Below are 11,491 nucleotides of genomic sequence, written 5' to 3'. Positions count from 1 at the left end.
AAATCCCGTGCTACAGGTTGCTCGCTGGATTGGGTCATTCAACCAAATGATTTAACGAATACAAATCTCGGGTTTGGTTTGATTGCTTTCTTACTTCTTCGAGGGCTCTAGCTTCGCTAATTTCAAATAAAATATTGATCAGGCGATTGAAGTGGTAGTGCATGGCTTGTCGTGCTTCTGCTGAATCGTGCTTTTTTAACGCCAGAAAGATTTTACGATGTTCTTCCAGTCGATCAGCATCGCTGCGATTGCACACATTGTTATACACATTGATGATCTCAGGTTCGGAATCCCGTAATTGCCAGAATTTTTCTACTGACATGGAAATGGCGTTGTTGCGTGTGGCTTTCGAGATGATTAGATGGAATTCGCGATCGGCCTTTTCAGGTTGAATGCCATTCTCCATTGCAATCAGTGTTGCTTCTAGTTGTTCCAATTCATCATCGGTGATTGAAATCGCCGCAAGCGCCGCGGCTTCTCCTTCAACCAATGCTCTTGCTTGGGTTAATTCAAATGCACTTACTTTGGCATCTTTTGAAGAGGTATGAGGATTTTCTAAAACGTAAACGCCAGAGCTGGTTTTAACATCTACCCGTTGTCGCACTTCTAAAGCGATTATGGCTTCTCTAATAGTTGGGCGGCTCACATTAAAAGTTTCAGCCAATTCGCGTTCTGGCGGAAGTCGACTTCCGGGGGGATATTTTCCTGAATCGATCAAAGCTTCAATTTTTTCGACAATTTGCCAAAACATGCGGCGGTTTTTCATCTTTCGACCTCTTACGCAAATATAACTTCTTAGTGCCAATATTTCGCTTTTAGGTTTCTTTTAACTTACACTTTGGATTATAAAACCATGTTGTTTGGATAAACCATTTGCGATGTTTACACTTGTTTAACATTTTTTTGATTTGCCCTAGCATACACCTCCCAAAAATTATTACCAATAAAATTTAAATTGGTAACAACACAAGCCCATTAATGGTTGACAATATTTGATTAAATTGCTTATATACCGGCATAAAATAAAGAGGAAAGACGATCATGAACCACAGCGAAGCATTTATTTACGGTTACAAACAACCAATTGAAGATATCGGTAATGGTATGAAGCGCCAATTAATGGGCTTTAATAACCAAATCATGATGGCTAAAATATGGTTTGAAGAAGGTGCAATTGGTTACGTCCACGCGCATCATCACGCTCAAGTTACTTATATTGAAAGTGGTGAGTTTGAAGTGCAAGTAGGTGAAGAAAAACAATTGTTAAAGACTGGCGATTGCTTTTTTATGTTACCAAACGCTGAGCATGGTGCGGTTTGTAAGAAAGAAGGCATACTTATCGATGTATTCAGTCCTTTGAGAGAAGATTTTTTATAAGCATTGCTTAACTAGAGAAACGATGAATGTCACAACAAACAAGCGCCAGCACTTTGAACACTACTGCTGATATATTCACTAAGATAAACGGCCCGTTAGTGTTTGCCGGTGAGTGCATGCTCGAATTAGTCAACCAGAGTGAAACTCAGCTCGGCAAATCTTTTGCCGGTGACTTGTATAACTCTAGTGTGTATTTAAAACGAGCATTTCCGGCGATTAATGTGGAGTTCATGTCTTGTATTGGCAACGACATGCTTAGCTCTGAATTGTTGGCTCGGTTACATGCTGAAAAGATTAGCACGCAGTTTCTTCCACAAATATCTACTCACCATCTGGGTAGTTATATGGTAGTGACTGACGAGTTTGGTGAGCGTTCATTTATCTACTGGCGCGGTGACTCTGCCGCGAAGCGCATGGTTTCTGCGTTATCTGCTGAACAATCATTGTCGTTAGACGATTCAGGCATGTTTTTCTTTTCAGGCATCAGTATTGCGATCTTATTAGATGAAGAAAGAGAACTGTTTTGGCAAAAGTTAGAACAGATGCAGCAAGCTGGTGTAGTCATCGCGTTTGATCCTAATTACCGGCCTCAATTGTGGCGCTCAGCAGAGATTGCAAAGCTTAATATAGAAAAAGCGTTTCAATTAGCTGACGTTCTTCTGCCCGGTGTGGATGATTTCCAAAAGCTTTATGGAATAAGCGATGTAGAGCAATGTATTGAATTGTGCATGCAATACAATCCACAAGAATTAGTGATGAAGCAAGGCGAAAAGAACGTCTTGATTGTTAATGCTCAAGGTAGAGAAGTCGTTCCCATAGTACCGAATGATAATGTGGTAGACACCACATCAGCGGGTGACGCTTTTAATGGTGTGTACATAGGCGCTCGAGCATCTGGTTTTGCGCCCAAAACAGCCGCATTGGCTGCCAGTGCCGCCGCAAGTAAAGTTATTGAAACACCTGGGGCTATCATGCCTAAAGAGTTGTTTGACAATTTTTGGAAGTCATACAATCTATAGGATGGGCTTTAGCCCATTGATTATCGAAGCATGCCATGGGATAAATCCCATAATACATACTGTCTCAGATTCCCACACGATATCCCCTCTGTAGGTGGGGCTTTAGCCCCGCGAGAATATCAAAACCCACCATGGGTAAATCCATTCCTGCATAATTTAATTCGTGTATTTTTTCAACAATCACGGTTAACCAAAAAAATATAACAAAACCTTAAAATTGGTCTTACATTATTGTTGGAGTATTATTTTTTTTGCACATATAATCCAACTTCATTAGTCACACTATTTTTACATTTTGAGGAAATTCGCATGTATCAAATGCAATCACTGCACCGTTTCAATAACCGCTGGTCTCGCAGCATTGTAGCGGTGTCCATATTGACAGCATTAACTGCATGCGGCGGAGGTGGTGGCGGAACCAGCACGACGCCCCCAGTGCCCCCGCCTGTCGTTGTAGATCCAGGCCCACTTGAATGTGAAAACGAAGTTTATTCAATTGTCTCCGCAACAGATGATGGAAGTTTTGACCCGGGTTTTTCACCTGCCAATGCAATAGACAACGACACGACACCTCTGTCTAGATGGTCTAGCGAAGGGGCGAATAAGGCTCTTACGCTCGATTTAGGGAGCACAAAGACTGTAGGTGCGTTAACCATTAAATGGTTCAACGGCGCTGAAAGAGTGGCGAATTTTTCTGTAGAAACGTCAGAAGATGCAACCACATGGACAAACGTATTAGACAATGCCGAATCAAGCGGAAGACATAGCGGATTTGAACTGGTTAACCTGACTGAATCGGCGGCTCGTTACATAAAGATTATTGGCTTAGGTAACAGTGAAAACGATTTTAATAGTATTGTTGAAGTAGGCGCACACAGTTGTGAAGACGCAACTGGCGAATACGCTGATAAGTTTCCTAATGAGTTGGGAATTGAGCTTGTTGATTGGTATTTGAGTGTTCCCACAGACGAAGACAATAGTGGCACCTCGGACTCAATATCTGAAACGGATTTAGCAAATGGATATACCAATTCTGAGTTTTTCTACGCTTCGGCTGATGATGGTATAGTGATGCGCTCTCCGAGTTACGGATTTAAAACGTCTACGAATACAAGTTATGTGCGCGTTGAACTCAGAGAAATGTTACGTCGAGGCAATCGCTCGATTAGCACACAAGGCGTCAACAAAAATAACTGGGTATTTGGCAGCGCGTCAGCTCAAGGACAAGCTAATGCTGGGGGAGTTGATGGTGATCTTCGAGTTACATTAGCTGTGAATAACGTTACAACTACGGGTGAAAACTTTCAAATAGGTCGGTTGGTAATTGGCCAAATACATGCCAATGATGATGAGCCTATTCGCCTTTACTATCGTAAATTACCTGGCAATGAGCTAGGTTCAATATATTTTGCGCATGAGAGCCGCGTAGAGGACAGTAGCGGCGATAATATCGAGACATGGGTGGAAATGATTGGTTCACGAAGCAATACCGCGAGCAATCCTGCTGATGGCATCGCGCTGGATGAGAAGTTTAGTTATCACATTAGTGTTAACGTGAATTTGCTTACTGTGACGATCAGTCGAGAAGGCAAAAGTGACGTGGTTGCCAACTACGATATGAGTGAAAGTCTATTTGATCAAGACGGGCAATATATGTATTTCAAAGTGGGGGTTTATCACTTGAATAATTCAAGTGATCCCGATGAATATGCCCAAGCCACATTTTATGAAATCAAAAATAGTCACACAGGTTACGCCGCCAGCGAATAAGTTCAGCGGTATTGAATAGGTAGCAGGGGCTCTGGCCCCTGACTCCAACACCCCATCCTGTAGGATGGGCTTTAGCCCATTGATTATCGACGCATGCCATGGGATAAATCCCATGCTACATTCTACTGATTACCGAACAGGCCATGGGATAAATCCCATGCTACATTCTACTGATTACGGAACATGCCATAGGATGAATCCCTTGCTACATCCTACTGACTACGGAACAGGCCATGGGATAAATCCTATGCTACATCCTACTGATTACGGAACATGCCATGGGATGAATCCCATGCTACATTCTGCAGATTACCGAACATGCCATGGGATAGATCCCATGCTACAGATTAAAAAAGAACGGGTAGCAGGGGCTTTAGCCCCTGTATTTTGAGGAGGTGTTTTAGTGCTGATTATCTAAATGATAAAATGTGGCTTGGACGTAATCTTTGGGCTCTCCACCATTATTTTGGTTGTAGACGCCTGCTTTGAAATACATGTATTGGTTATTCTTGTTATAACCACTTTCACTCATATCGTAGGATTTGGTGATGTTGGGCTTGCCTTCACGTATAACCGTGACGATAAGCACATCATTTTCTACACTAATTTTGTAGCTAAACTTTTCGTTTAAGGCAATGCCGTCTTCGGGGTTTTCCAAGGTGTGCGATCGACTACCGATGAGGTTGATCCAAATATCGTCGCCACCATTGATTTCATGGGCAAAATAGATAGCCCCTTTTTCGTTGTTGGGTAACTTGCGGTAGTAAAGACGAATAGGTTCGTCGTCGGTCGCATGGATCTGGCCGATGATAACGCGTCCAACCATCTTTTCATCACCTGTTGTCGACACACGATTGACTGCCAGTGTCGCTTCCAAGCTCCCTTCAATTGCTCCGGCTTTGCGTTTAACGGAACCATGTGCTGAACCAAACACCCAGTTATTCCCAGTAATACCTTGGGTTTTTTCGCGGGTATTACCACGACGCAACATTTCGCGAAGTTCAGTACGAGCATATTTGGTGTTCTTTGACGTTTTGGCTCCAACATTAGGACAAGCGAAGACCATTCCGCCATCTTCCGCAGTATAGAAAAGTGGCTTTAACTCAAAACCTTCACTTAAAGGCTTTTCATAAATCATGTCGGCCTTAAGATCTTTGTTCAAGTCTGTTGGTAGCGTAAGACTCCAATCAATCAGTTCGAAGTTTTCACTTGGCTTTTTAGTGGGGTCGAGCTTTTCTGGGTTTCCCAATAACACGCCATCAGCTAAGGCCCGATGGGATTCAGGAATGGAGCTTTGCTCATCCGCAGCCGCACTATAAGCGTATGGGGCTGCGCAAGCAGCCACTGCAATCAACGAAATAGAAATTGCTTTATAAAAAGGTTTCACCGTACCCCCACTATTAAATTAACAAATTAACGCTTGGCTTGTACCGGTTCAATTTTCGGACACAATACAAGCACGCTTAACATCGCGATAATCGCTAGTGCAGCACCGATTGCAAATACAATAGAATAGTTACCATCAGCCGTTAATGCAGGTACTGCATAAATAAGCATCCCCGCCGCTAATTTAGCCGCCATCCCAGCAAAACCAGACAATGAACCGACTGATTTACCACCAAACAAATCACTTGGAAGTGTTTGCACATTACCGATCGATGTTTGGAATCCAAACAAGATTGTAGCCATGATCAATACTGCCGCTACTTCACCACCTGGGTTAGCTAACAACAACAATGAAGGCAACATAATCAAGCAACCCAGTGATATAACCAACTTACGTGTTTTGTTGACTGTCCAACCTGCTTTTAAACGGTTTTGCGCCAGCAAACCTCCAAACCAAGCACCCAGCATTGCACCTACATAAGGAACCCAACCATAGATAGCCAAGCCTTTAACATCCATTTGATACACTTCAACCAAATAAGTTGGGATCCAGACGATAAACAACCACCAAATTGGGTCGATTGCAGCTGTAGCAATAATTACGCCCCAGCTTTGTTTGTGAGATAACATTTGTCCGGTAGTGGGCGTGTATTCTGCAACGGCGTTAGTACCTTCGCATTTAACTTCATTTTTTTGACCAGTAAGAATATATTCTCTTTCTTCTTGGGTAATCCAAGGGTGATCACCAGGAGGTGACTTAACCACGATTAACCAAGGAATTAGCCAAAGTAACCCGGTACAACCAACAATCACGAAAATCGCCTGCCAGCTAAAGAACAAAGCTAAATAAGCGATAAGTGGAATTGAAATAATCCCGCCGATAGCTGCACCGGAATTAAATATCCCCTGAGCTAGCGCTCTTTCGCGAGTGGGAAACCATTCTGCATTCGCTTTTGCCGCACCAGGCCAGTTACCTGCTTCAGATAAACCCAATATCGCTCTGAAAATACTGAAGGTTAATATACCTTGAGCAAATGCATGTAAGATGGTGGCAAGAGACCAAATACCGATAGAAAGCACGAAGCCGATACGGGTACCAACCCAGTCGAATATTTTACCAAATAATGCCTGGCCAAACGCATAGGCAAAAAGGAAAACAATACTGATAATGCCGTATACTTCTTTGAGCTCTGCGTCGCTTTTTTCTGGATAAATCTCTTTACCCATAAAAGGCCACAGTACACTTAAAGATTGTCTGTCGATATAATTAATGACTGTTGCCAAGGCAACGAGCGCAATTACCCACCATCTTAAATTCTTCATGTTTTGTTTACCTATACCTGATGCGTTTAGTTTTATTCTTTTAGTTACTCACTACGATTGCTCGTAAACTGATAGAACCTTAGTTAAAGACGAAATAGTTGGGCATTACCCTGAATTACATACTCTTTGTCAGAATACATGAATGCTGTTTTGGCATTTTTGTCAGTTGCGTCTTTTGCAATCGCTAACAAATAAGTCACACCTGTTTCAAACGTCGCTTTTATCAACGTGATGGCGTCATCATTAGATTGCGAACTGACATTTTCTAAGCTGCTCAGTTGGCTACCACTATCGATTGTATACTCACGACTGCCATTATACTCACCGTGCACTTCTAACATATTCAAAAATTGAACGTTTCCAGCTGTGTTAACGCGGTTAATCAATGCTTGTTTAGCAATTAGATTAAAGTTCGGGTCATTTGCGCCTATTCGTACCATCAACAGTTCTTGATCAAGTTGTTTATTCGACGAGTTGATAACAGTACTGTGGGTATAAAAGGTATTTTTATTTAACCAAGTTACTTTGGCTAAATTGTCAGTCACTTTCCCTTGAGCTTGCAGCCAAAGGTATTGGTAGCCATTTTTTTCGCCTAACGCACTTTGCGATTTGTTTTTGCCGGTAAACGCTACACTTGATTCGATGAATTGACCGTTAAAATGCACCGGCAAGTCAAGTTGATGTTTTCCTTCTGTTTCGACATCAAGAATATCGATAATAAACACGTGACCTTCATCACTATTTACTAAAGCTTGGGTACGACTAAATACAACATCATCATAAGCATCTTTCATTATTGCCGATGAAATTTGCATCTGTTCATCAAATTCGGAGAAAAGCACTTCAGGATGACGCTGATTACCTACTTTAGTATTGCCTTTAAAGTGAGTGGTTTCGTCTACAATTAAAGTATTGTGAGCGATAGTTTGTTTTGCGTATGCATCATTTTCAAATAAGTAGTGACCGCCATATTTCGCTTCAATGTTTAGAAAACGTGCTGCGCCATAGTCATACACCACTTCTTCACCATCGTTAAAAAACAGCCAATTTAATTTGTCGAAGTGACCATGTCCTAACCCCTGCGAGGTTGCTTTGAATACCAAGGTTTGGTGGTCAGCCGCTTGATTTTGACGCATGACAACTAGAGCACCTTCATCACCTTTTATGCCGTCACCATAAACTTTAGAAACAAACGGATAAGGTTTTGCCAAACCTTCATCAAGAGCGTTCGCTACTTCTAAACCATCACCGGTTAATAATATTTGATTCTGTTCTTTGGCGATTGTTAACAGACCCTTTTCGCCGGTTTTGTTGTACGCAATGGTAACGCCGTGAACAAGTTCCATTGTGTCGATGCCTTTGTCTTTAATCGCATCGTTAATGCCGAAAAATAAACCGTCGTAACTTAATTCAATTGTTGTGGTAATTGCTTTTAACAATATACCGTCGCGGTATTCAAAGATGTTGCGGTCTGGATCGTTAACGTCGATAGCTTTGGCAAATAATGCAAAAGGCAACAAGGCAAAACGCTGATAATAAGGCCCTTCGTTGTAATAGCCTTCTGGAGAAAACAACTCGTCAAGTTGGCGCATAAAGCCACCTTTACCTGATTTGTCTAATCCGTACAATGATTTCTCAACCCATTCAGGCTTATCGATAACGTAACCAGTCATACCCACGGCTGCAACCGCCCAAGTACCGTGATTGTGGATTTTGTCGAAGGTTTCTGGTGATTCATCCGACAAATAAGTAGCCATTGGAATAAACACGCCGTTTTCAATACGCTCACGTTCTTTTTGGGTTAATGCAGACTTAACCGAATCATAACCTTGAATGCTGTAAACCAACCACATAGCTTCGTTTAAGCTCTGCCAAAACAGCTTGCCTGGCGACTGTTCTTTTTGCTTAGGGTGTAAAGGCAAAGTTGGATACATATCGGCATATTCGAACAAAATATCACGTACTAAATTAGCGTATTTTTTGTCCTGCGTGATCATATACAAACGACCCGCATCGCGCATCATTGCATAGTTTCTTTTATGTACTTCGTGTGTATACCCACCTCCAGCATCAGCTGGAAGAGGAACATTAATCTTTTCAGCCATTGCCAAATCGACTTGCGCTTTGCGGCGTTGAAATTCGCGAGCAAAAGAACCTGAGCTATTCGCCGCTGCTTGCATTGCATCGACTTGCTGTTCTGTTTCTAGCAAATTGTTAGCTGTGCAATCGAAGGTCGCGAAAGATACCAATGCTAAAATAATATGCGTTATTTTCATTTTGAATTATTTCCTTTCACCACAGCGGTTGACGGTCCTTTGGCATAAGTCTCAGTTACTTTAGGCATGGGCGTAGCAATAAATGTATTGTCTAGAATTTGCGTTCTAGGCTCGCCCACAGTGTGATCAATCGTCACAACTTTGCTCTGGTTAAACTGATTGTCTTGCAACAAAGTTTGTTGCACACCTAATAGGAATATAGACGATTCTGTCTTATTACGCTTGCCGCCACCCACATTGCTGATTTCACTATTGGACATTCTGAAATGTGGGCCAAAAGTACTCTCATCTGTGCCGCCTCGATAAATTTTAGCTACAGCGCCTTCAATATTGGAGAACGTAGAATTTTTGATAGTGACATATTCAGCATTGTAAATACCCAAGTCATCTTGCTCTTTATCTAAGCGTAAAACGTCGCCCGTGATATTTTCAAATGTGCTATCGGTGATCAATATGTGATCAGCCATTGCACGATAACCAGAGTCAATGACGTGTGCTGAGTGATTCACGTTTAGATCTGTTATTTGCGTATCATTGATGTGTAATTGATAGTTAAACAAGGTTGGTAATTTGGTATTGCGAATCAATACGTTACCCGCGCTATCTGGCGATTTGCTGCCAGAAATATTTAGACCGTCTAGTTTTAAACTACCACCATCTTCAATTTCAAAGGTCAGCGAGCGCATCGGATACAAAGTAACCGAGCGAGGTTCAGCTGCCTTAATAGTAACCACTGTTTTAACTTGTAGTTGCTTATTAAGCGAGTAATCACCAGGTTGAAGTAAAATAACAGAACCCGCAGTCGCATTGGCAACTGCATCTGTTAACTGCGCCGCTGATGACACCTTAACAACATCGCCTGAATCAAATTCAACGCTTGGAGATGCTTTTGGATACCAACTAACACCTGTTTGCTCTTTAGATATAGGGTTTAACGTTGCAGGAGCGCCAACATTTGCTTGTTGTGCACTAGCACTTTGCAGTAAACCATTCTCACCACGTACTAAATCATTAGACGTTTGCGAAAAGCCTGGGGCTATCTCTTGCTGAGTGTCGATATTGGTTAGATTGTTCGCAAACGAAATACCTGACACATCGTCAAAAATTTTGAATGGGTTTTGGTCGCCTGCATTAAACACTAAGTTATTTGAAAAACTACTGTCGATTGGAACTGCGGTACGTTCGCTATCACTTCCTGCTGCCAAATTTATATTATCAACGTTAATGATAGTGTTATTTTCAATTTTACTATTTTTAACCTGATGGTAGCGATTGATTCGAGAGTTAGGAACACCATTTAGGATCGTGAAGCCGCCACCGAAACGAATGCCGGTTAAGCCTTCCATATAGTTATAACGAATAGTCTGGTCAGCATTGATAACACGAATGCCGCCAGTGTGGTCTTTTCCATTACCGAAGAAAACGTTACCTTCGACTAGGTTGCCATTGCCGTGACGCAAAGTCAGGGTGCCGCGACTCTCAAAGAACACATTGTTTAAGAACTGATTTTTACCTGATTTATTAGAAATGATTTCCACTTCACCATTGCAGCGCTCAAAATAATTATTTTCAACAATAGTAAATGAATCACTTAGGGAATATTTGCTGGTACCGATGCGCAGTGTTTCACCGCCGTTTGAACCAAGGATAGGACGAGGTCCAAAATAGTTGTGGTCAATGCGGTGATGATTCTCTTGGCTCGCTTCCGAGTTGAGTCTAACAGCCATAGTAACACCAGCGTTGTTCTTACCCTCTAAATGGTTGTGATCGAAGCGATTATTTTTTCCATAAAGCACGACCCATTTGTCTGAATTAAATTTGTCTGTGTTACTAAAGCCATCAATCACGACTTCTGTCACTCTAGAATTGTTTGCTAGATTTTCGTCATCTTCTCTAAATGATATGACTTCACCTGTTGGGCTATATCCGTCTTTAAATACAAGCCCTTCAACAACTAAATACTCACCAGATAAACGCAGGTTGGATAAGCCAGTCAATATGACTTTACCTTTGGTTTGGGCTTTTAGGGTGATGGGTTTATCTGCTGTTCCTTGACCTTTAAACAGTATTTCAAAATCTTTCCACTGTCCGTCAGCTAAAACTAAGGTGTCACCGGCCTTTAACGAGGCTGATTGGGTTAGAAATTGATCTTGGCTGGTGATTAATATTTCATTTAGAGCAAGCGGTTTGCTGCTAGCTTTGGTGGTATTTTCAGTGGTGTTGGAAGGTGCATTACAGCCCGCTAGTACGAGACTGACTGCAACTACTAGGGGAAAAGAAAAATTTTTAGCAAACATACAACACTACCTAATTCCTTAATAAAAAATAAGTAGAGCTCAA

9 protein-coding genes are annotated in these 11,491 nt (G+C 41.8%); 4 read left to right on the top strand and 5 right to left on the bottom strand.

What is annotated here, in order from left to right; translation table 11 throughout:
• Positions 1–34 precede the first annotated feature (34 nt).
• Positions 35–766 carry a FadR/GntR family transcriptional regulator gene (locus GLIP_RS13260; protein WP_008845153.1) on the bottom strand — a complete coding sequence of 244 codons (732 nt, stop codon included), beginning with the start codon at positions 764–766 and terminating at the stop codon, positions 35–37.
• Positions 767–1,041: 275 nt separating this feature from the next.
• Between GLIP_RS13260 and GLIP_RS13255 the strand changes: the two genes are divergently transcribed.
• The 4 genes from GLIP_RS13255 (at position 1,042) to GLIP_RS21940 (ending at position 4,557) form a co-directional block, all read left to right on the top strand.
• Entirely contained in the window at positions 1,042–1,377 is a 336-nt protein-coding gene (locus tag GLIP_RS13255) for a cupin domain-containing protein (RefSeq protein WP_008845152.1), read from the top strand.
• A gap of 26 nt (positions 1,378–1,403) precedes the next feature.
• Entirely contained in the window at positions 1,404–2,396 is a 993-nt protein-coding gene (locus tag GLIP_RS13250; protein WP_008845151.1) for a sugar kinase, read from the top strand.
• A gap of 309 nt (positions 2,397–2,705) precedes the next feature.
• Positions 2,706–4,166, top strand: a complete 1,461-nt coding sequence (locus tag GLIP_RS13245; protein ID WP_008845149.1) for a polysaccharide lyase family 7 protein — start codon at positions 2,706–2,708, stop codon at positions 4,164–4,166.
• A gap of 112 nt (positions 4,167–4,278) precedes the next feature.
• The gene (locus GLIP_RS21940; protein ID WP_153886338.1) at positions 4,279–4,557 is read left to right on the top strand and encodes a hypothetical protein; all 279 of its coding nucleotides are present in this window, start codon (positions 4,279–4,281) and stop codon (positions 4,555–4,557) included.
• Positions 4,558–4,566: 9 nt separating this feature from the next.
• On the opposite strand, the gene GLIP_RS13240 is transcribed toward GLIP_RS21940, so the two are convergent.
• The 4 genes from GLIP_RS13240 to GLIP_RS13225 form a co-directional block, all read right to left on the bottom strand.
• Positions 4,567–5,553, bottom strand: a complete 987-nt coding sequence (locus tag GLIP_RS13240; protein ID WP_008845148.1) for a polysaccharide lyase family 7 protein — start codon at positions 5,551–5,553, stop codon at positions 4,567–4,569.
• A gap of 26 nt (positions 5,554–5,579) precedes the next feature.
• The gene (locus GLIP_RS13235) at positions 5,580–6,875 is read right to left on the bottom strand and encodes an MFS transporter (RefSeq protein ID WP_008845147.1); all 1,296 of its coding nucleotides are present in this window, start codon (positions 6,873–6,875) and stop codon (positions 5,580–5,582) included.
• A gap of 83 nt (positions 6,876–6,958) precedes the next feature.
• A complete protein-coding gene (locus tag GLIP_RS13230) occupies positions 6,959–9,151 on the bottom strand; it encodes a heparinase II/III domain-containing protein (RefSeq protein ID WP_008845146.1) in 2,193 nt (730 codons plus the stop codon).
• Positions 9,148–11,448 (bottom strand): polysaccharide lyase 6 family protein, encoded by a 2,301-nt coding sequence (locus GLIP_RS13225; RefSeq protein WP_008845145.1) that lies wholly within the window; start codon positions 11,446–11,448, stop codon positions 9,148–9,150. Before GLIP_RS13225 ends, GLIP_RS13230 begins: the two co-directional genes overlap by 4 nt.
• Positions 11,449–11,491: the final 43 nt, after the last annotated feature.

This window comes from Aliiglaciecola lipolytica E3, assembly GCF_000314975.1.
GTDB lineage: Bacteria > Pseudomonadota > Gammaproteobacteria > Enterobacterales > Alteromonadaceae > Aliiglaciecola > Aliiglaciecola lipolytica.
This window is presented reverse-complemented; position numbering and strand designations above follow the sequence as displayed.